We start from the raw sequence: 19108 nt of genomic DNA, 5'->3' as shown, positions 1-19108 counted from the left end.
TTTTTGTAAGGGGCGGGGGAAGGCATGGCCAAGAACATCGATGACAAACTGGTGCTGGCGATTTCGTCGCGGGCCTTGTTCGACCTGAGCGAGAGCCACAAGGTGTATCTGTCGAGCGGCGTCGAAGCCTATCGGCAATATCAGATCGAACACGAAGACGAGATTCTCGCGCCCGGCGATGCCTTCCCGCTGGTGGAAAAACTCCTGGCACTCAACAGTCGCCTCGGCCGCGCGCGGGTCGAGGTGATTCTGGTGTCGCGCAACAGCGCCGACACTGGCCTGCGCGTGTTCAACTCGATTCACCATTACGGGCTGGCGATTTCCCGCGCGGCGTTTGTCGGCGGACGCAGTCCTTATCCGTATCTGAAAGCCTTTGGTTGTGATCTTTTTCTGTCGACCCACGCCGAGGATGTGCGTGCGGCGCTGGACGCTGGTTTTGCCGCCGCAACCATTCTGTCCGGTGGCGCCAGCCGTGCGGCCAGCGACGAATTGCGCATCGCCTTCGACGGTGACGCGGTGATTTTTTCCGACGAGTCGGAGCGTGTGTATCAGTCCGGCGGGCTGGAAGCGTTTCAGGCCAAGGAGCGCGAATCAGCCCGCGAACCGTTGCGTGGCGGCCCGTTCAAAGGATTTCTGGCCGCACTCAATTTGCTCCAGCGCGAATTCCCCGATGACGATTGCCCGATCCGCACGGCGCTGGTTACCGCGCGTTCGGCACCGGCGCACGAGCGGGTCATTCGCACGTTGCGCGAGTGGGATATTCGTCTCGACGAATCGCTGTTCCTCGGTGGTCTGACCAAATCGGCGTTCCTCGAAGCGTTCGCCGCTGACGTGTTTTTCGACGATCAGGCCGGGCATTGCGAGGCGGCCCGCGAAGTGGTTGCCACGGGCCATGTCCCCCACGGCATCAGCAACGAACCAGCGGTCTAAAGCCCAAACGGTTCAAGACGTTGCGCCGCACGTCGTAGTCGCCAAGGCACTGCTAAGCTGAATCAAATCTCCGCCATGTTGGCTTGCGAGGAGGTCATATGATTCGTTCGATGCTGTATGCCACTGACCTCGGTCTGTACGCACCGTTAGTGATGCAGCATGCCCTGGCGTTGGCGCGAACATTCAATGCTGACCTGTACGTGGTGCACGCGGTGGAGCCGATGGGGCTGTTCGCCGAATCGGTGTTGCAGAGCTATCTCGATGAGCAGGCATTGAACGAATTTCATAGCCAAGGTCTGAAAACAGTCATCGCCAATATCGAGCAGCGGGTGCTGGAAAGCTTTCGTGAAGAATTGCGCGATGAAGGCGAACAAGACTTGCAGCGGATTCGCGCGGTGCGCGTGCTGCAGGGTGATCCGTCACAGGTGATTCTCGACCAGGTGCAGAAACTCTCTGTCGACTTGCTGATCGTTGGCAGTCATAGCCACGGGGTTGGCGCGGAAACGCCGTTGGGGCGAACGGCGGCGCGGGTTCTGCAATTATCGAAGGTGCCGGTTTATCTGGTGCCGCTGGTTGAGCGTCGGCGCAGTGAGGATCGCTGAAGCAGAATAATGGCACTTTGACAAAAAAGTTCTAGATTTATTCTTCAAACCATTAATATAGTTATATACCGTCGCTGATGCCCGTGGCGTCTACCTGCTTTGAGGGATACATATGAAGCTTCAACAATTGCGCTACATCTGGGAAGTGGCGCACCACGACCTCAACGTTTCCGCTACAGCCCAAAGCCTTTACACCTCGCAACCGGGCATCAGTAAACAAATCCGTCTGCTGGAAGACGAACTCGGCGTCGAAGTGTTTGCCCGCAGCGGCAAGCACCTTACCCGCGTCACCCCGGCCGGCGAGCGCATCATCACCACCGCCGGTGAGATTCTGCGCAAGGTCGAAAGCATCAAGCAGATCGCTCAGGAATTCTCCAACGAGAAGAAGGGCACCCTGTCGATCGCCACCACGCACACCCAGGCGCGTTATGCCTTGCCGCCGGTGATCAGCAATTTCATCAAGCAATACCCTGACGTCGCATTGCACATGCACCAGGGTTCGCCGATGCAGATCGCTGAAATGGCCGCTGACGGCACCGTCGATTTCGCCATTGCCACCGAAGCGCTGGAACTGTTCGGCGATCTGGTGATGATGCCGTGCTACCGCTGGAACCGCTGCGTGGTCGTGCCGCAGGGTCACCCGCTGACCAAACTGCCGAAGCTGACTCTGGAAGCACTGGCCGAATACCCGATCGTGACTTACGTGTTCGGGTTCACCGGCCGTTCGAAACTCGACGAAGCCTTCAGCCATCGCGGCCTGACGCCGAAAGTGGTGTTCACCGCTGCCGACGCCGACGTGATCAAAACTTACGTACGTCTGGGTCTGGGCGTGGGCATCGTCGCGAAAATGGCAGTCGACACCAAACTCGACAACGACCTGGTAGTGCTGGACGCCAGCGAGCTGTTCGAGTCGAGCATCACCAAGATCGGTTTCCGTCGCGGCACCTTCCTGCGTGGTTTCATGTGCGACTTCATCGAGAAGTTTGCGCCGCACCTGACCCGCGAAGTGATGGCCAAAGCCATTCAGTGCCACAACAAGCAGGAACTGGAAGAACTGTTCGACGGCGTCGAACTGCCGGTTCACTGATCCGTTGAATCAGAGCACCTCGGTGACAGCAAACTGTTGCCGGGTGCCCGCCACCAGAATCTCCACCTCATCACCTTCGCACTTGCCCAGCAGACTTTTGCCCAGCGGCGAGCGCGGGGTGATGACGGTAATCGGCTGACCGACCACGTCGACTTTCAGGCCTGCCGCATCCGGCGCCAGAAACAGCCATTGCTCGCGACCCTTTTCATCCTCCAGACCGAGCAGGGCGCCGACTTCGATGCCGCGGTTTTCATCGTAGGCACGCAGCGTCAGGTTCTGGCACAGCGCCAGTGACTGGCGAATTTCCTCGACCCGTTTTGCCTGACCCGCCGCCAGATACGACGCCTCCAGTCCCAGCGTGTCGTACTTGTTTTCGGCGATGTTCTCTTCGTGGGTCGCGGTTTCGTAGGCGGTTTGCGCCGCACGTTCGGCGATGTCGAGGTCGATGCGCAGCTTGTCGAGAATCAGTTGGTGGACAGTGTGCTTGTTCATGGTCAATCGCAGAATTGCAAAACGTTGGTGCGGGATTTTTCGCTTGGAGCGGTCTGATCTTGCTGCAGCCAGAACTGGCAGTTGGGGTTCGACTGATTGCGGCTGCTGTTGCGCGCCTGATCTAGACGAGCCTGCTGTTCATTTTTGCGCAGGTTTTCTTCGTACTGCTGGAACAGTTGGCTTTGCGGCGGAATGTCCGGCTGAACCGGAATCGCCGCTGGAGGTTTGGCGACTTGCTGAACGGCTTGAGCGACCGGCGCCAATTGTTCAGCGAACAGAAAACGGGAAAGCACCCAGCAGGTCAGCGCGATGGCGAGAAAACCTAGCCACATGCCCAAAGCAATGCTGCCGGTCAGGTGCAGCGCACTAAGCTGAACAGGCAAGGGGCGACGCGGGTTTGGGCGGTAGGGCATGGCTGCCTCCTGGCGGATGATGACGGGCGAGCGGCGATTGTCGCACGAAGATTAATCGCCGTCGGCTCTTCTGCGCGAGGTGATTTATGCGGACAATTGCAGCTTTTGCCAACGGGAGTCTTGAATGTCGGAACTGAAACCCCGCTGGGATATTTTCTGCACCGTGGTCGACAACTATGGCGACATCGGCGTGACCTGGCGTCTGGCTCGGCAATTGGTCGCTGAGCATGCTTTGCCGGTGCGCTTGTGGGTCGATGATCTGCGTGCGTTTGAGCGTATCTGTCCCGAGATTGATATCAACGTCGCGCAGCAATTTCAGCAAGGCGTCGAGGTGCGGCACTGGCCGAGCGAGTGGCTGCACACCGAGGCGGCCGATGTGGTGATCGCTGCGTTTGCCTGTCAGCTGCCGAGTGATTACATGGACGCCATGGCCGAGCGCGAGAAGCCGCCGCTGTGGATGAACCTTGACTATCTGAGCGCCGAAGACTGGGTGATCGGTTGCCATGGACTGCCGTCGGTCAAATACAAAACCGTGCAGAAGTTCTTCTTTTTTCCGGGATTCCAGCCGGGGACAGGCGGTTTGCTACGTGAGCGCGGATTGCTTGAGCGTCGTAGGCAATTTCAGCTAGACGCCCAAGCGCAGCGAACATTCTTGCAAGGTCTGGGGATTGATCGCGCCGAGGGTGCGCAACTGATCTCGCTGTTTGCCTACGAGAACGCAGGGCTGGCCAGTTGGCTTGATGTGTTGGCGGCGGACAGTCAGCCGACGCATCTGTTGGTGCCGGAAGGGCGCGTGCTGGGTGATGTCGCCCAGTGGCTGGACGTGGAAACGCTGAGTGTCGGCGCGATTCATGTACGCCATTCGTTGACCGTGCAAGTGCTGCCGTTCGTCCGACAGGATCAATACGATCATCTGCTGTGGTGCTGCGATTTTAATGCGGTGCGTGGCGAAGATTCGTTCGTGCGTGCGCAATGGGCGGGGCGGCCGATGCTCTGGCACATCTATCAGCAGGACGAAGATATCCATCTGGACAAGCTCGACGCCTTCCTCGCGCTTTACACAAAAGGCTTGTCGCCGGCGGCTGCTGAGGCGATGAACGGTCTGTGGCGGGCGTGGAGTGCCGGTCAACCAATCGGTGAACACTGGCTGGCAAGCCGCAAACACTGGCCAGAACTGCAGGGAAATGCGGAAAAATGGTGTCTGGAACAAGGCTTGCAGGCCGATCTTGCCGCAGCGCTGGTACAGTTTTACCTAAATTGGATATGATACGCGGCCTAGATTTTTGTAAATCCCATCCAAATTCGGATATTCGCAATGAAAACTGGTAAAGAACTGAAACCCGGTACCGTGATCCGTCTCGAGAACGATCCTTGGCTGGTTCAGAAAGCTGAATTCACCAAGTCGGGCCGTAACAGCGCGATCATGAAGACCAAGCTGAAAAACCTGCTGACCGGTTACAAGACCGAGATCGTTTACAGCGCTGACGACAAACTGGACGACGTAATCCTCGACCGTAAAGAAGCGACCCTGTCCTTCATCAGCGGCGACACCTACACGTTCATGGACACCACTGACTACACCATGTACGAGCTGAACGCTGAAGACATCGAAGCCGTTCTGCCTTTCGTTGAAGAAGGCATGACCGATGTTTGCGAAGCGATCTTCTTCGAAGAGCGTCTGGTTTCCGTAGAGCTGCCGACCACCATCGTGCGCGTAGTTGACTACACCGAAGGTTCGGCTCGTGGCGACACTTCCGGCAAAGTCATGAAGCCAGCCAAACTGGCCAACGGTACTGAGCTGCAAGTTGCTGACTTCATCGAAATCGGTGACAAGATCGAAATCGACACCCGCGAGGGCGGTTCCTACAAAGGCCGTGCTAAATAAGCACCGGTTTTTGCGGAAAGAAAAAGCCCGACCATTGAGTCGGGCTTTTTTGTGTCTGAAAGAAAGATCAAAAGATCGCAGCCTGCGGCAGCTCCTACAGGGATCGGTGTAGGAGCTGCCGCAGGCTGCGATCTTTTGCTTTGTTTACACAGTAACGTGCAGGCGTACGTCGACATTGCCACGGGTGGCGTTGGAGTACGGGCAGACCTGGTGCGCGGCGTCGACCAGCGATTGCGCGTCGGCTTGTTCCAGGCCGGGCAGGCTGATGTGCAGATCGATGTCCAGACCAAAACCGCCGGGGATCTGACCAATGCCGACGTGGGCGGTGATCGACGCGTCATCCGGGATCTTGCGTTTGGTCTGGCTGCCGACAAATTTCAGTGCGCCGATGAAGCAGGCCGAGTAGCCAGCGGCAAACAGTTGCTCAGGGTTGGTCGCTGCGCCGCCAGCACCGCCGAGTTCTTTCGGGGTGGCGAGTTTGACGTCGAGGATGTTGTCGCTGGAGATCGCGCGACCATCACGGCCGCCAGTGGAGGTTGCGATTGCGGTGTAGAGAGTTTGCATGGTGAGAGCCTCGTAGGGTGTGATGTGTTGCGCTAATTGTTTGCGCGCTAAGTAAGTGCGAAGTGAATGTATCGCACGAATATTTAGCGCGCAATATAAATTTTAAAAAATGATTCGCGTTGATTGGCGATTGTTTGTTGAAACACTTGTAGGAGCTGCGGCACGCTGCGATCTTTTGATCTTAAAAAAACCAAAAGATCGCAGCGTGCCGCAGCTCCTACAGGGGGAGAGGGTGGAGTCAGGTGAGGCTGTTTTGCAGGTGACTGCGCAGAGCTTGTAGCTCTGCTTGCAGGTTTTGCAGGCGTTCGATGGAGAAACCGCTGGCGCCGAGAATGCATTGCGGAACGGTTTGGGCGCTCTCTTTGAGCTCACGCCCCTTGGCGGTCAACTCGACGATGACGACCCGCTCATCCTCTCGGCTGCGCGTGCGGCTCAACAACCCTTCAACCTCCAGCCGTTTAAGCAGTGGCGTCAGCGACCCCGGATCGGTGAGCAACTTTGTGCTGATTTCCCCGACCGTCAAACCATCCTTTTCCCACAACACCATCATCGCCAGGTACTGCGGATAGGTCAGCCCCAGCGCTTGCAACAAAGGTTTGTACACCTTGGTCATCATCAGCGAGGTGGAATGCAGGGCGAAGCAAGCTTGATTGTCGAGCAGCAGGTCGTCGCAGGTGTCGCGTTCGGAAGTCATGTCTACGCCTTGATCGTTGATGGTCATGAATCTAGCGCTCGAGTGTTTAATGCGCCAGATAATTTTCCAGCGCTAGTGCCGGCCGAGATCCCTTTGCAGCGCCAGATCCCACGGCGGTATAGGGCTGAAGCGCGTTTTCAGGTATTCCAGAAGCAAGCGGCTGCGCGAGTGGGTTTGTTGTTCCATGCGCAACGCGTAGATGCCGGTGGTTTCCGGTTTCGGCAGACCGTCGGCGCAAAACAGTGGCAATAATTCGCCGCGGAGCAAGTATTCACTGGCCAGCCACGAGGGCAGATGCGCAATGCCCAAACCGGCCAGTGCCCCGCACACCAAGGCTTCGGCATTGTTGGCGCTCATGCGAATGCGCGCCGGGCGATGCAATTGCAGCTGCCCGTCCTGCTCGAAGCGCCAGGCGAACGGCGGGGCAAGGCCTTCCCAGTCGAGGCCGTCATGTTCGCTCAATTGCGCTGGAGTGCTCGGCACGCCGCGGCGCTTGAGATAGTCAGGACTCGCACAAGCGATGCGCACCATGCTCGCCAGCGGCGTGGCGACCAATCGCGTATCCGCCAGTTGCCCGGCGCGCAGCACCAGATCGACCTTGCCGAGATTGGAACCGCCCATGTCGACAAAACTGTCGATCAGGTGCAACTGCACATCGAGTCCCGGATATAGCACCAGAAAGTCGGCAATCACTGGCGCCAGATGCCTGCGCCCGAACGCCGCCGGTGCATCAACCCGAATCAAACCTTCCGGCGCGCTGCTCAAAGACACGGCTTCGGCGCGAGCCAGTTGCAGCTCAGCTACGATTCGACGTGCGCGTTCGGCGAACGCCAGCCCGGCCGGCGTGGCGAGCACCGCGTGAGTGCTGCGGACAAACAACTGGCTGCCCACGGCGCTTTCCAGGCTGTCGATCCGTCGCGCAATGGCTGATGGCGTCAGCGGATGGCGGCGCGAGACGGCAGAAAAACTGCCGCTCTCCAGCACATCCAGAAACAATCCGAGCTGGTCGGTGAGTTGATTGGGATTCATGGCGAACTCGATGCTTGTGCGAAATCGGCATAGCCATTGTGCGTTGCTGTGCGTTTCCCCGCCAGCCGCGACTGCGTAGGATGATTCGCCTGACGTAAGAGGAATTCGGCTGTGATGGAGTTTTTGTTGTACCTGTTATTCGGCGCCGCACTCGGCACCCTCGGTGGCATCTTCGGCATCGGTGGTGGCCTGATCGCGATTCCGCTGCTCGGTGTTTGGTTTGGCCTTGATCAACAGATCGCCCAAGGCACGGCGCTGGTGATGGTGGTGCCGAACGTGATGCTGGCGCTGTGGCGTTATCACCAGCGCAATCGCATTGAATTGCGCCACGCGCTGCCGCTGGCGGTGATGGGGTTCTGCTTTGCCTGGATCGGTTCGATCTGGGCTGTCGGTATCGACGCGCAAACCATGCGCATCGGCTTCGTCGCTTTTCTGGTGGTGTTGTCGGTTTACAACCTGTTGAAGATGTTCGGTCGCCAACCCGCCGCGACGTCGGAGATGCGCTACTCATGGCCGTGGCTCGGCGTGCTCGGCGCGGCCTCGGGCACCATGGGCGGTTTGTTCGGGGTTGGCGGGGCAGTGGTGGCGACGCCGGTTTTGACCAGTCTGTTCGGCACCACCCAAGTGGTTGCTCAGGGCTTATCGCTGGCGCTGGCATTGCCGAGCACCGGCGTAACGCTGGTGACGTACGCGGTGCATCACGAAGTGGACTGGATGATCGGCCTGCCGCTGGCCATCGGTGGTCTGGCCAGCATCAGTTGGGGTGTAAAAGTCGCCCACGCGATGCCGGAAAAACTCCTGCGTGGGCTGTTCTGCGGTTTTCTGGTGCTGTGTGCGGTGATGCTCGCGTTTAAAGTTTGAAGCCTTCGACGATGTGCTCGGCCAGGCACTCGGTGATCGGCGACGGGTTGTTCAGGTTGCGCACCAGCATGATGCTCGCCTCGGGCAGCAACGGCAGGTCTTGGTCGGCACCAAGAATGCGCATGTCCGGGGTGATCAGGCTTTCCAGTTGCGCGGTGATCGCCAGACCCGCGCTCACCACCGCCATCAGCGCCGACAAACTGGTGCTGTTGTAGGCGATGCGGTAGTCGCGGCCCATCGCGTCCAGCGCATTGCATGCCCACAAGCGGCAGAAACAATCACTGTTGAACATCGCCAGCGGCAGCGGCGTTTGTTCGTGGGCGCTGAAGTTCTGCGCCTCGGCCCAGACGAAACGCTCCTTGCGCAGCAGTTGGCCGATCTCATTGCCCGGCTCGCGGGTGACGATCGACAAGTCCAGATCGGTGCGCTGCAACAGTTGCTTGGTCGACTCGCAATGCACTTCGATCTGAATCAGCGGATAGAACTGGGCGAATCGCGACAGAATCCCCGGCAGAAAACGCATCACGTAATCATCCGGCGTACCGATGCGCACGGTGCCGACCATGTGCGGCTCGCGCAGCGTGTTGAAGACTTCACTGTGAAGTTTAAGAATGCGCCGCGCATAACCGAGCAGCACCTGGCCCTCAGCCGTTAGGCGCACCTGACGTCCATCACGCTCGAACAATTGGCGCTGCAACACGTCCTCTTCCAGACGCTTCATCTGCATGCTCACCGCCGATTGCGTGCGGTTGACCATTTCGCCGGCGCGGGTGAAACCGCCCTGATCGGCAATCGCGACGAAGGTACGCAGGACATCGGTATCGATACTGGGGTAGGCGGACAATTGATGAATCTCCGTGATGCATGCCATCAGAAACATTCGTTGGATTGATCTTAGCGCCAGGCAGAGACTTGAGCCATCCACAACGGAGGGCAACACGATGAAAGGTCAAAGAGAGTTTGCAGGCGAAGAAAAATTCAGCGGTCACATCGTTTCCGATCTGCTGCACAAGTTTAGCCGCTGGTACGATTTGCACCGTGAACGTGAGTTGCTCGCCAGTCTGAGCGACGAAGCGTTGAAGGACATCGGGGTCAGTCGTGCCGACGTCGAGCACGAAACCGTGCGGCCATTCTGGGACGACCCGATGCATAAATGATGAGGGCGCCGCTACACAAACCACTTTCAGGTGAGGTAGGTTGCGAGCAGACAAGGAGATGCTCATGCCCGCGACACTGTCCTTTTCCCTCAAACAGGCGCGACGACTGGCGCTGGCTGCCCAAGGGTTCAACGGGCGCCAGCCGCCGACCGTCAAAGCCGCTCACGTCAACCGGCTGATCGAACGGCTGGGCCTGCTGCAAATCGACTCCGTCAACGCCGTGGTGCGCTCGCACTACCTGCCGCTGTTTTCCCGTCTCGGTTCCTATTCTTCTGACTTGCTCGACCAGGCTGCCTGGAGTTCGGGGCGACGTCGCACGTTGTTTGAATATTGGGGCCATGAAGCATCGTTACTGCCGCTGTCGATGTATCCGTTGATGGCTTGGCGCATGCAGCGAGCGCGGCGCGGCGAGGATATTTATCAGCAACTGGCGAAGTTTGGTCGCGAGCAGCAGGACGTGGTGCGTCGCGTATTGAGTTCGGTGCAAGAGCAGGGCGCGGTGGGCGCCGGCAGTCTGTCGACCCGCGAAGACAAGGCCGGGCCATGGTGGGACTGGAGCGCGGAAAAGCATGCGCTGGAGTGGTTGTTTGCGGCTGGTGAAGTGACGGTGGCGGGGCGACGTGGTTTTGAGCGTTTGTATGATTTGCCGGAGCGGGTAATTCCTTCTTCGATCCTGCAGCAGGCATTGCCGGATGAAGCCGAGGCGCAACGGGGATTGCTGTTGCATGCGGTGCAGGCGATGGGTGTCGGCACTGAGAAAGACCTGCGTGATTACTTCCGCTTGAATCCAGCGGATGCGCGACCACGACTGGCGGAACTGGTCGAGGCGGGGCAATTGCAGATGTGCGAAGTGGCCGGTTGGCGGCAGATCGCTTATTGCCTGCCGGAGCCGAAAATCCCACGTAAGGTGACGGCGAGTGCGCTGTTGTCGCCATTCGATTCGTTGATCTGGGAGCGCAGCCGCACCGAGCGGTTGTTTGATTTCCGCTATCGGCTGGAGATTTACACGCCGCAGGACAGGCGGGTTTACGGCTATTACGTGTTGCCGTTTTTGCACAATGAACGGATTGCCGCGCGGGTTGATTTACGCGCTGAGCGAGCGTCGGGGCGGTTGGCGGTGCATGCGGTGCACGAGGAAGAGCCGGGGTTGGATGAAGAGGGGATGTTGGCGCTGGCGATGAATTTGCAGCGGATGGCGGATTGGTTGGGGCTGGCGCGGGTGCAGCTCAATTGTCAGCGCGAGAGTGCGCTGCGGTTGCGGGTGGCATTGGCCAAAATCGACGGCCCCCTGTAGGAGCTGCCGAAGGCTGCGATCTTTTGATCTTGATCCTAAAAAACAACATCAAAAGATCGCAGCCTTCGGCAGCTCCTACAGGGGCGGTGGCCAGGCGGTTTAGCGGCGAACTTGTTTGAGGGTTTCAGCAATCAAAAATGCCAACTCCAGCGACTGATCGGCATTCATCCGTGGATCACAATGCGTGTGATAGCGATCCGACAAGCCGTCTTCCGTAATCGGCCGCGCTCCACCGATGCACTCGGTGACGTTCTGCCCGGTCATCTCGATATGAATCCCGCCGGCATAACTGCCTTCCGCTTCGTGCACCTGGAAGAATTGCTTCACCTCGCCAAGGATCTGCGCGAAGTCGCGGGTCTTGTAGCCGCTGCTGGCCTTGATGGTGTTGCCGTGCATCGGGTCGGAACTCCATAGCACTTGCTTGCCTTCACGCTGCACCGCGCGGATCAGCGCCGGCAGGTGATCGCCGACCTTGTTCGCGCCCATCCGCGCGATCAGGTTGAGGCGACCCGGATCGTTGTCCGGGTTGAGTACGTCGATCAGGCGGATCAGATCATCCGGGTTCATGCTCGGGCCGACTTTCACGCCGATCGGGTTGTTCACGCCACGCAAGAATTCGACGTGAGCGCCGTCGAGCTGACGGGTGCGGTCGCCGATCCACAGCATGTGCGCCGAGCAATCGTAGTAATCGTTGGTCAGGCTGTCGCGGCGCACGAAGGCTTCTTCGTAGTTCAGCAGCAGCGCTTCGTGGGCGGTGAAGAAACTGGTTTCGCGCAGTTGCGGCGAGCTGTCCATGCCGCATGCGCGCATGAACGCCAGGGTTTCATCGATGCGGTCGGCGAGGTGGCTGTACTTCTCCGCCAGCGCCGAGTTGGCGATGAAATCGAGGTTCCACTTGTGCACCTGATGCAGGTCGGCAAAACCGCCCTGAGCGAAGGCGCGCAGCAGGTTCAGCGTCGCGGTGGACTGGTGATAGGACTGCAGCAGACGCTCCGGATCCGGTACGCGGCTCTTCTCATCGAAACCGATGCCGTTGACGATGTCGCCTCGATAAGCCGGCAGCGTCACGCCGTCGATGGTCTCGTCGTTGGCCGAACGCGGCTTGGCGAACTGACCGGCCATGCGCCCGACTTTGACCACCGGGCAACCGGCGGCGAAGGTCATGACGATTGCCATTTGCAGCAACACTTTAAAGGTGTCGCGAATCTTCGCCGCGGAGAATTCGGCGAAGCTTTCTGCGCAATCGCCACCCTGAAGCAGGAACGCCCGGCCCTGAGTTACTTCGGCAAACTGTCGACGCAGCTCGCGTGCCTCGCCGGCAAACACCAGCGGTGGATAACTGGCCAGGGTTTGCTCGACCTGGCGCAGGTGCGCGGCGTCGGGGTATTGGGGTTGTTGCTGGATCGGCAGGGCGCGCCAGCTGTCAGGGCTCCACGGTTGGCTCATCACGGTCTCTAAGGTTCTACGCACGGGCGGCCATGTTAGCAGCAATTAGTGCGTGACCTGCTCCCGCCCCTTCGCCGACAATCGCCGCTTTGCCACGGCGCCACAGCGGTGCCATCGCGTCACCGCGCCCGGTGACCATCAGGAGACGAAATGACTGAGGAGCGCGTCGAGCATCTGCTCGCCGAAGTACAGGATGAGTTCGGCGTGATTCGCGTGCTGGAAGTGGCCGATTACCGCTTTCTCGAATTCGGCGATGCGATCGAGCAGAGCTGCGTGTTCACCGCTGACCCGAGCTGGCTGGAGTACGACTACACCCGCGCGATGCTGATCGGCGCGTTGTGCCATGAGCAACCGGACAGCGCGCTGTTTCTCGGGTTGGGTGCGGGGACATTGACCCAGGCCTGCCTCAAGTTTCTGCCACTGGAAGATGTTGAAGCCATCGAGTTGCGCCCGGACGTGCCGCGTCTGGCGATCGAATACCTGGGACTGGACGACGATCCGCGTCTGTACATTCGTGTCGGCGATGCGCTGGAGTTGTTGCCGACGGCGGAGCCAGCGGATTTGATTTTCGTCGACCTCTACACCGACGTCGGCCCGGGTGTCGGGCATCTGGCCTGGGGTTTTCTCGGTGACTGCCAGAAGCGTTTGAATCCGGGCGGCTGGCTGGTGATCAATCAGTGGGCCACCGATGATGGCCAGCCATTGGGCGCGGCGCTGTTGCGCGGGCTCTATCACCGGCATTACTGGGAGCTGCCGGTGAAGGAGGGCAATGTGATTCTGCTGGTGCCGGCGGATCTCGATCAGGAACTGGACATGCAGGCGTTGACTGCGCGGGCCGAAGCGCTGGCGCCGCGGTTGGGGTATTCGTTGCAGTCGTTGATCAACGCGATTCGCCCCGCGACCTGAGCCGTAACCCATGTAGGAGCTGCCGAAGGCTGCGATCTTTTGACCTTGTTTTTATAGGATCAAGATCAAAAGATCGCAGCCTTCGGCAGCTCCTACAGGGGTTAAATTCCTTTGAAGATCCCGGGTCGCCGCTCCACCAGCGACCGCACGCCCTCCTTGGCATCTTCACTCGCCAACAACTTCTTCACCAACGCCGGCAAGCCCTGCGTCGCCGCCGTCTCACCCTCATACCGCGCCTGTCGCGCCGACATCAACGTCGCCTGCACCCCCAACGGCGCCTGTCGCGCGATCCGCTCCGCCAATTCAATCGCCCGAGGCAACAAATCTTCACTGGCCATCACTTCCTGCACCAACCCCAAGCGCAACGCATCGTGCGCATCAAACTCATCGCCGGTCAGCAGCCAGCGCATCGCATTGCCCCAGCCGGCAATCTGTTGAAAACGCAAAGTCGCGCCACCAAAAGGAAAAATCCCACGCTGCACTTCCATTTGCGCGAAGCGGGTGTTGCTCGCGCAAAGATTGATATCCGCCGCCAACATGAGCTCGATCCCGATGGTCAGGCAATAACCCTGCGCCGCGACAATCACCGGTTTGCTCACCCGTGGCCCGACGAAAACACCCCACGGATCGCAACCGCCGGTCGGAACTTGCCAACCTTCGGCCAATGCTGAGCTGGCATTCACCAGATCCAGACCGGCGGTAAAGTGTTCGCCATGGCCGAACACCACCGCCACCCGCGCCTCGCTGTCGGCTTCGAATTCGCCATAGGCCAGGCTCAGGTCGTTGAGCAGGTCGAGGTCGAAAGCATTGCGCTTGGCCGCTCGATCCAGGCCGATCAGGTGGACGTGACCACGACGTTCTCGGCTGACGCGGCCGGCGCAGGGCTGATTCATCGGTAGATCCTCGGGCGGGAAGGGCGGGTGCAGCGACGGAATGCCGCATGTCGGTGAATCGTTTAAGCGTCATCGCCCGCAGGGCCGGGCCTTTGAAAAATAGACCTTGGAACGATTATCCGCAAAACCCCATTACACAGCGGTGACACACGCATTTTGCCGATAAAAAAAGCTCCCTTTTTGGGCAATTTCCGGTATAGTGCGCGCCGGCCTTTAACCGGGCCGCGTTTAGGTAGCGCAATTCCCCGAAGTCAGCTTCGGCTGCACGTCCGCACTGCGGGCTCTTCCCGGACGATTCTTTTTTTTCATTCATTCGTTTTCGCAAATCCCCGCCGACAAAGCAGCCAGGGCGACTCTTGAGTCTCAACACGGCATGCGCAGCTTTGGAGCATGGGTCTTTGCGGATGCACTTAGAGGCAGACCCATGACCCAGGAAACCGGCGGCTTCGCCGCTTTTAATCTTAATCCGAACATTCTTGCAGCCGTCATCGCGACTGGCTACGAAGAACCTTCGGCTATTCAGCAGCAATCGATCCCGATCATCATGGCCGGTCAAGACATGATTGGTCAGGCGCAAACCGGTACGGGTAAAACCGCCGCATTCGCCCTGCCGATCCTGCACCGCATCGATCCTGCCAAGCGCGAGCCGCAAGCCCTGATCCTGGCGCCAACCCGTGAGTTGGCGCTGCAAGTAGCAACCGCTTTCGAAACCTACGCCAAGCAAATGCCAGGCGTTACTGTTGTGGCCGTTTACGGCGGCGCGCCGATGGGCCCGCAACTGAAAGCAATCCGTAATGGCGCACAGATCGTTGTCGCTACCCCGGGCCGTCTGTGCGACCACCTGCGTCGTGACGAAAAAGTCCTGTCGACCGTGAACCACCTGGTTCTCGACGAAGCGGACGAAATGCTCAAACTGGGTTTCATGGACGACCTCGAAGTTATCTTCAAGGCTCTGCCACCGACCCGTCAGACCGTACTGTTCTCGGCCACCTTGCCGCAGTCGATCCGCGCCATTGCCGAACGCCATCTGCGCGATCCGCAACACGTGAAGATCCAGACCAAGACCCAGACCGTTACCGCGATCGAACAGGCTCACCTGTTGGTTCACGCTGACCAGAAGACTTCGGCTGTTCTCAGCTTGCTGGAAGTGGAAGACTTCGACGCCCTGATCATGTTCGTGCGCACCAAGCAAGCGACCCTGGATCTGGCCAGCGCCCTCGACGCCAAAGGCTACAAAGCCGCCGCGTTGAACGGTGACATCGCCCAGAACCAGCGTGAGCGCGTTATCGACTCGCTGAAAGATGGCCGACTGGACATCGTTGTGGCGACCGACGTTGCTGCTCGTGGTCTGGACGTTCCGCGCATCACTCACGTGTTCAACGTTGACATGCCGTACGATCCAGAGTCCTACGTTCACCGTATCGGCCGTACTGGCCGTGCCGGTCGCGAAGGTCGTGCACTGCTGCTGGTGACTCCACGTGAGCGCCGCATGCTGCAAGTGATCGAGCGTGTAACCGGTCAGAAGGTTGCTGAAGTTCGCCTGCCGGACGCTCAAGCCGTTCTCGATGCGCGCATCAAGAAACTGACCAACAGCCTGTCGCCGCTGGTGGCTGATGCTGAATCGACTCACGGTGAGTTGCTCGATCGTCTGACCGCAGACATCGGCTGCACTCCGCGTGCTCTGGCTGCTGCGCTGTTGCGCAAAGCCACCAACGGTCAAGCGCTGAACCTGGCTGCAATCGAGAAGGAACGTCCACTGGTGCCGAACAATGCACCGCGTGGCGACCGTCCTGAGCGCACTGGCGATCGTCCTGATCGTGGTGACCGCGAGCGTCGCGCGCCAATGCCTTTGGGCGAAGGCCGTGCTCGTTGCCGTACCGCGCTGGGTGCGCGTGACGGTATCGCTGCGAAAAACCTGCTGGGCGCCATCCTCAACGAAGGCGGTCTGGCCCGTGAAGCGATCGGTCGCATCCAGGTGCGTGACAGCTTCAGCCTCGTCGAGCTGCCGGAAGATGGTCTGGACAAACTCCTGACCAAACTGAAGGACACTCGCGTTGCCGGTAAGCAGTTGAAGCTGCGTCGCTACCGCGAAGATTAATTCGCCCTTGGGCTGATTGATCGCAGATAAAAAATCCCCGACTGGTTCGGGGATTTTTTTTGCCTGTTTTTCAGGATCAAAAGATCGCAGCCTTCGGCAGCTCCTACATTTGGAATGCGTTCCCCTTGTAGGAGCTGCCGAAGGCTGCGATCTTTTGCTTTAACCGAAGCGGTAAATATCCATCCCCAGCGCACCCATCGTGAACCCCTTGTGCGCCACGCTAAACTCACCCCCCGCACCCCGCGCAAAATACAGCGGCAACAAATGCTCATCACTCGGATGGTTGCGCACCGCATTCGGCGCCTGCTGACGATAATCGTGCAGCGCCGCCTCATCATCGGCCTGCAGCTTGTCGATCACCCAATCACGGAAATCCCGCGCCCATGGCTCAACGCTTTCCGGCCCGGCATGCCAGTCCAGTTCGCGCAGGTTGTGGGTGATGCTGCCAGAACCGATCAACAGAATCCCTTGCTCGCGTAAACCGGCCAATGCTCGACCCACACGGGTCTGAAGCGCCGGGCCTGCGCGACTTGGTAGCGAAACCTGCACCACCGGAATATTCGCCTGCGGATACATCAGCGACAACGGCACCCACACGCCATGATCGAAAGGACGCAGTGGGTCGAGACGCGCCGGCAGGTTGTTCGCCGTCAGCAACTGCGCCACTTCTCCAGCCAGTTGCGCATTGCCCGGCGCCGGGTATTGCACTTCAAACAGCGCACGGGGAAACCCGCCAAAGTCATGCCAGGTTTCCGGTTGCGGATTGCTGCTGACCAACAGTTCGTGGCTCTCCCAGTGTGCAGAGACGATCACGATGGCTTTCGGTGTCGGCAGTTCGGCGGCCAATCGCGCGAGGGCCGGGCCGCTGGCGCCTGGCTCCAATGCAAGCATCGGTGAGCCGTGTGAGATATACAGACTGGGAAACATGTGCGGGCTCCTGAACGGTAAGATGGCCCATCTTCAGTCAGTTCATTGATCTAAATCTAATATAAGTTTTAACGCTTTTTGATCGAATTTTTAGGGGGGATGCATGCAGCCTGAGTTTTGGCACAAGAAGTGGGCTTCTAACCAGATCGGCTTTCATTTACCGCAAGTGAATCCTTATCTACAACGTTTCTGGCCGGATCTGAATCTCGCGGCACAAGCGCGGGTGCTAGTGCCGTTGTGTGGGAAAAGTCTGGATTTGCTGTGGCTGGCTGGGCGCGGGCATCGGGTTCTCGGTATTGAACTGTCGGAGAAAGCCGTTGAAGACTTTTTCCGCGAGCAACAACTGCAGCCACAGATCAGCGAGCACGGCGTCTTCAAGGTTTACCGCGCTGGCACAATCGAGCTGTGGTGCGGTGATGTTTTCGCGCTGAGCGCCGAGGACGTTGCCGATTGTTCCGCGCTGTACGACCGTGCAGCAGTGATCGCCTTGCCGGCGCCAATGCGCGAGCGCTATGCCGAGCATTTGCAGAATATTCTGCCGGCGGGTTTGAAGGGCCTGTTGATTACGCTGGATTACGATCAATCGCAAATTTCCGGGCCGCCGTTCTCCGTAGACGATGCTCAAGTGCGACACTTGTTCGGCGGCGCATGGCAGATGCAGGTGCTGGAATCGCAGGATGTGCTGAGTGACAGCGGCAAGTTTGTGCAGGCAGGTGCGACGCGGCTTGAGGAGCGGGTCTATCGGATAACCGCTCGGTAACTTTCTTGCGCGCATAAAAAATGCCCCGACGTATCGGGGCATTTTTTAGCCGGGCAAACCGGCTGGGTCAGACGTCGCTTCGAAGAACCTTACAGTTCTTTAACGGTGCGAACCTGATCCTTGTTGATGCGAGTTTCTTTGCCGTCCAGTTGCTGGAACTCGTAGAAACCCGAATCATCATCGTATTTCGGCGTGTCGACGGCCTGGATTTCGCGACCGTCATTCAGCGTGATCACTGTAGGCGACGAGCAACCGGCGAGGGTGGCCAGGCCCAGTGCGAGCATGAGAGAGGCGATGGTCCGTTGAGTCATGGGTGTGTCTCCGAATGGGAATTCTTTTGGTTACTGAGCTTGAGACGTATACAAGGCGTGAGAGTTCCTTGAATAGTGTCAGTCTGACACAGTGTTATGCGCCTTTAACAGTTCGGGGGTGTTGAGGTTGGCCAGTCGCGGGTCATTGTCCGGGCATTCCAATGCATTGGCACCGAGGCTGCGCATCACCCGGCCGGGGCTGCGTTCACCGCTGTTCCAGGCGGTTTCGAAGGCTGGCAGCAGGCTCACGGGAATCACGCACAACAACGGTTCCCAGTGCTCGTCGTGCCACAACATTAAAGGTTTGTCAGGATTGTGATTGGCGGTTTCGCGCATGCTTTGCAGCAGTGCTTCGTCGATTCGCGGAACATCGCACGGCAACACCAGCAAGTGTGAATGGCGCGCCGCTTTCAAGCCTGCACGAATACCGGCGAGTGGCCCGGGAAAGTCACCTTCGTCATCCACCACCAATTGATCGGCATAGGTTTCATAGCGTTCGCGATTGCGGTTGCAGGAGATGATCAAGTCGTCCGTCAGCGCTCGTACTTTGCGCTGCAGATGCGCAATCAGCGGTTCGCCGTGCCACTCGATCAAACCTTTGTCCTGACCGCCCATGCGCTGGCCGCGTCCGCCTGCCAGCAGCAGCACGGAACAAGGGGGCAATGGCGTATTTGCGGTCATTTTGGCTCTCCGTAGGGGCGGCGTAAAAAGGGGGCGCTGTGATATAACACCGGGCTGTTTCTCCTACAACTGGACGAG

Annotated in this window: 22 protein-coding genes; 11 read left to right on the top strand and 11 right to left on the bottom strand. The window is 59.0% G+C overall.

Annotation, left to right across the window (positions count from 1 at the left end; all coding sequences use genetic code 11):
* Positions 1–24: 24 nt before the first annotated feature.
* The 3 genes from KFS80_RS00415 (at position 25) to cysB (ending at position 2619) form a co-directional block, all read left to right on the top strand.
* Positions 25–930, top strand: a complete 906-nt coding sequence (locus tag KFS80_RS00415) for a 5'-nucleotidase (protein WP_053122291.1) — start codon at positions 25–27, stop codon at positions 928–930.
* A gap of 98 nt (positions 931–1028) precedes the next feature.
* Positions 1029–1532, top strand: coding sequence for a universal stress protein (locus KFS80_RS00410; protein ID WP_212543704.1), 504 nt, complete (start codon positions 1029–1031; stop codon positions 1530–1532).
* Between the two features lie 112 nt (positions 1533–1644).
* Positions 1645–2619, top strand: coding sequence for an HTH-type transcriptional regulator CysB (gene cysB / locus KFS80_RS00405; RefSeq protein ID WP_007908591.1), 975 nt, complete (start codon positions 1645–1647; stop codon positions 2617–2619).
* A 9-nt stretch (positions 2620–2628) separates the two neighbouring features.
* On the opposite strand, the gene KFS80_RS00400 is transcribed toward cysB, so the two are convergent.
* Both KFS80_RS00400 and KFS80_RS00395 read right to left on the bottom strand, forming a co-directional pair.
* On the bottom strand, positions 2629–3111 hold the full coding sequence (locus KFS80_RS00400; RefSeq protein ID WP_053122286.1) for a GreA/GreB family elongation factor: 483 nt from the start codon (positions 3109–3111) through the stop codon (positions 2629–2631).
* Positions 3112–3113: 2 nt separating this feature from the next.
* Entirely contained in the window at positions 3114–3524 is a 411-nt protein-coding gene (locus KFS80_RS00395; RefSeq protein WP_212543703.1) for a hypothetical protein, read from the bottom strand.
* Positions 3525–3648: 124 nt separating this feature from the next.
* Here KFS80_RS00395 and earP point away from each other — a divergent pair, with 124 nt between their 5' ends.
* Positions 3649–4791 carry an elongation factor P maturation arginine rhamnosyltransferase EarP gene (earP, locus tag KFS80_RS00390; RefSeq protein ID WP_212543702.1) on the top strand — a complete coding sequence of 381 codons (1143 nt, stop codon included), beginning with the start codon at positions 3649–3651 and terminating at the stop codon, positions 4789–4791.
* Positions 4792–4839: 48 nt separating this feature from the next.
* Positions 4840–5409, top strand: coding sequence for an elongation factor P (locus KFS80_RS00385; RefSeq protein WP_007908599.1), 570 nt, complete (start codon positions 4840–4842; stop codon positions 5407–5409).
* 144 nt (positions 5410–5553) lie between these two features.
* Here the strand turns inward: KFS80_RS00385 and KFS80_RS00380 are convergent, their stop codons facing one another.
* From KFS80_RS00380 to KFS80_RS00370, 3 genes are all read right to left on the bottom strand, one after another.
* Positions 5554–5973, bottom strand: coding sequence for an organic hydroperoxide resistance protein (locus tag KFS80_RS00380; protein ID WP_212543701.1), 420 nt, complete (start codon positions 5971–5973; stop codon positions 5554–5556).
* Positions 5974–6211: 238 nt separating this feature from the next.
* A complete protein-coding gene (locus KFS80_RS00375; RefSeq protein ID WP_172680138.1) occupies positions 6212–6667 on the bottom strand; it encodes a MarR family winged helix-turn-helix transcriptional regulator in 456 nt (151 codons plus the stop codon).
* Between the two features lie 72 nt (positions 6668–6739).
* Positions 6740–7696 carry a LysR family transcriptional regulator gene (locus KFS80_RS00370; protein WP_212543700.1) on the bottom strand — a complete coding sequence of 319 codons (957 nt, stop codon included), beginning with the start codon at positions 7694–7696 and terminating at the stop codon, positions 6740–6742.
* Positions 7697–7807: 111 nt separating this feature from the next.
* Between KFS80_RS00370 and KFS80_RS00365 the strand changes: the two genes are divergently transcribed.
* Positions 7808–8557 (top strand): sulfite exporter TauE/SafE family protein, encoded by a 750-nt coding sequence (locus tag KFS80_RS00365; RefSeq protein ID WP_172680136.1) that lies wholly within the window; start codon positions 7808–7810, stop codon positions 8555–8557.
* On the opposite strand, the gene KFS80_RS00360 is transcribed toward KFS80_RS00365, so the two are convergent.
* Positions 8547–9401 carry a LysR substrate-binding domain-containing protein gene (locus KFS80_RS00360; RefSeq protein ID WP_172680137.1) on the bottom strand — a complete coding sequence of 285 codons (855 nt, stop codon included), beginning with the start codon at positions 9399–9401 and terminating at the stop codon, positions 8547–8549. The genes KFS80_RS00365 and KFS80_RS00360 overlap by 11 nt on opposite strands.
* Before the next feature lie 97 nt (positions 9402–9498).
* Between KFS80_RS00360 and KFS80_RS00355 the strand changes: the two genes are divergently transcribed.
* On the top strand, positions 9499–9714 hold the full coding sequence (locus KFS80_RS00355) for a DUF1127 domain-containing protein (RefSeq protein WP_053122393.1): 216 nt from the start codon (positions 9499–9501) through the stop codon (positions 9712–9714).
* Positions 9715–9778: 64 nt separating this feature from the next.
* Positions 9779–11008, top strand: a complete 1230-nt coding sequence (locus tag KFS80_RS00350; RefSeq protein WP_212543699.1) for a winged helix-turn-helix domain-containing protein — start codon at positions 9779–9781, stop codon at positions 11006–11008.
* 99 nt (positions 11009–11107) lie between these two features.
* Here the strand turns inward: KFS80_RS00350 and KFS80_RS00345 are convergent, their stop codons facing one another.
* Positions 11108–12454, bottom strand: a complete 1347-nt coding sequence (locus tag KFS80_RS00345; RefSeq protein WP_003226774.1) for a class II 3-deoxy-7-phosphoheptulonate synthase — start codon at positions 12452–12454, stop codon at positions 11108–11110.
* A 150-nt stretch (positions 12455–12604) separates the two neighbouring features.
* Here KFS80_RS00345 and KFS80_RS00340 point away from each other — a divergent pair, with 150 nt between their 5' ends.
* Positions 12605–13360, top strand: a complete 756-nt coding sequence (locus tag KFS80_RS00340; protein WP_053122388.1) for a spermidine synthase — start codon at positions 12605–12607, stop codon at positions 13358–13360.
* Between the two features lie 101 nt (positions 13361–13461).
* Here the strand turns inward: KFS80_RS00340 and KFS80_RS00335 are convergent, their stop codons facing one another.
* A complete protein-coding gene (locus KFS80_RS00335; protein WP_212543698.1) occupies positions 13462–14253 on the bottom strand; it encodes a crotonase/enoyl-CoA hydratase family protein in 792 nt (263 codons plus the stop codon).
* 424 nt (positions 14254–14677) lie between these two features.
* Between KFS80_RS00335 and KFS80_RS00330 the strand changes: the two genes are divergently transcribed.
* Positions 14678–16351: a DEAD/DEAH box helicase gene (locus KFS80_RS00330; RefSeq protein ID WP_053122275.1), complete on the top strand. Its 1674-nt coding sequence runs from the start codon at positions 14678–14680 to the stop codon at positions 16349–16351.
* 159 nt (positions 16352–16510) lie between these two features.
* Here KFS80_RS00330 and KFS80_RS00325 read toward each other — a convergent pair whose 3' ends face one another.
* The gene (locus tag KFS80_RS00325) at positions 16511–17278 is read right to left on the bottom strand and encodes a DODA-type extradiol aromatic ring-opening family dioxygenase (RefSeq protein ID WP_212543697.1); all 768 of its coding nucleotides are present in this window, start codon (positions 17276–17278) and stop codon (positions 16511–16513) included.
* Between the two features lie 103 nt (positions 17279–17381).
* Between KFS80_RS00325 and KFS80_RS00320 the strand changes: the two genes are divergently transcribed.
* Complete coding sequence (locus tag KFS80_RS00320; protein ID WP_212543696.1) at positions 17382–18038, top strand: thiopurine S-methyltransferase; 657 nt, start codon at positions 17382–17384, stop codon at positions 18036–18038.
* Between the two features lie 89 nt (positions 18039–18127).
* Here the strand turns inward: KFS80_RS00320 and KFS80_RS00315 are convergent, their stop codons facing one another.
* Positions 18128–18349, bottom strand: coding sequence for a YgdI/YgdR family lipoprotein (locus KFS80_RS00315; RefSeq protein ID WP_053122269.1), 222 nt, complete (start codon positions 18347–18349; stop codon positions 18128–18130).
* A 78-nt stretch (positions 18350–18427) separates the two neighbouring features.
* A complete protein-coding gene (gene mobA / locus KFS80_RS00310) occupies positions 18428–19030 on the bottom strand; it encodes a molybdenum cofactor guanylyltransferase MobA (protein WP_212543695.1) in 603 nt (200 codons plus the stop codon).
* Between the last annotated feature and the right edge of the window lie 78 nt (positions 19031–19108).

This window comes from Pseudomonas rustica (assembly GCF_018336155.1).
GTDB classification, from domain to species: domain Bacteria; phylum Pseudomonadota; class Gammaproteobacteria; order Pseudomonadales; family Pseudomonadaceae; genus Aquipseudomonas; species Aquipseudomonas rustica.
The sequence above is the reverse complement of the archived record's forward strand: the minus strand, read 5'-3'. Positions and strand labels throughout refer to the sequence as shown.

Bases quoted from the DNA above. Each gene is read 5' to 3' on its own strand.
- KFS80_RS00315 (WP_053122269.1), bottom strand. From the start codon at position 18,349: ATGACTCAACGGACCATCGCCTCTCTCATGCTCGCACTGGGCCTGGCC.
- KFS80_RS00410 (WP_212543704.1), top strand. From the start codon at position 1,029: ATGATTCGTTCGATGCTGTATGCCACTGACCTCGGTCTGTACGCACCG.
- KFS80_RS00320 (WP_212543696.1), top strand. From the start codon at position 17,382: ATGCAGCCTGAGTTTTGGCACAAGAAGTGGGCTTCTAACCAGATCGGC.
- KFS80_RS00400 (WP_053122286.1), bottom strand. From the start codon at position 3,111: ATGAACAAGCACACTGTCCACCAACTGATTCTCGACAAGCTGCGCATC.
- KFS80_RS00350 (WP_212543699.1), top strand. From the start codon at position 9,779: ATGCCCGCGACACTGTCCTTTTCCCTCAAACAGGCGCGACGACTGGCG.
- KFS80_RS00385 (WP_007908599.1), top strand. From the start codon at position 4,840: ATGAAAACTGGTAAAGAACTGAAACCCGGTACCGTGATCCGTCTCGAG.
- mobA (WP_212543695.1), bottom strand. From the start codon at position 19,030: ATGACCGCAAATACGCCATTGCCCCCTTGTTCCGTGCTGCTGCTGGCA.
- KFS80_RS00415 (WP_053122291.1), top strand. From the start codon at position 25: ATGGCCAAGAACATCGATGACAAACTGGTGCTGGCGATTTCGTCGCGG.
- KFS80_RS00355 (WP_053122393.1), top strand. From the start codon at position 9,499: ATGAAAGGTCAAAGAGAGTTTGCAGGCGAAGAAAAATTCAGCGGTCAC.
- KFS80_RS00325 (WP_212543697.1), bottom strand. From the start codon at position 17,278: ATGTTTCCCAGTCTGTATATCTCACACGGCTCACCGATGCTTGCATTG.
- earP (WP_212543702.1), top strand. From the start codon at position 3,649: ATGTCGGAACTGAAACCCCGCTGGGATATTTTCTGCACCGTGGTCGAC.
- KFS80_RS00330 (WP_053122275.1), top strand. From the start codon at position 14,678: ATGACCCAGGAAACCGGCGGCTTCGCCGCTTTTAATCTTAATCCGAAC.
- KFS80_RS00370 (WP_212543700.1), bottom strand. From the start codon at position 7,696: ATGAATCCCAATCAACTCACCGACCAGCTCGGATTGTTTCTGGATGTG.
- KFS80_RS00340 (WP_053122388.1), top strand. From the start codon at position 12,605: ATGACTGAGGAGCGCGTCGAGCATCTGCTCGCCGAAGTACAGGATGAG.
- KFS80_RS00395 (WP_212543703.1), bottom strand. From the start codon at position 3,524: ATGCCCTACCGCCCAAACCCGCGTCGCCCCTTGCCTGTTCAGCTTAGT.
- cysB (WP_007908591.1), top strand. From the start codon at position 1,645: ATGAAGCTTCAACAATTGCGCTACATCTGGGAAGTGGCGCACCACGAC.
- KFS80_RS00375 (WP_172680138.1), bottom strand. From the start codon at position 6,667: ATGACTTCCGAACGCGACACCTGCGACGACCTGCTGCTCGACAATCAA.
- KFS80_RS00380 (WP_212543701.1), bottom strand. From the start codon at position 5,973: ATGCAAACTCTCTACACCGCAATCGCAACCTCCACTGGCGGCCGTGAT.
- KFS80_RS00345 (WP_003226774.1), bottom strand. From the start codon at position 12,454: ATGAGCCAACCGTGGAGCCCTGACAGCTGGCGCGCCCTGCCGATCCAG.
- KFS80_RS00335 (WP_212543698.1), bottom strand. From the start codon at position 14,253: ATGAATCAGCCCTGCGCCGGCCGCGTCAGCCGAGAACGTCGTGGTCAC.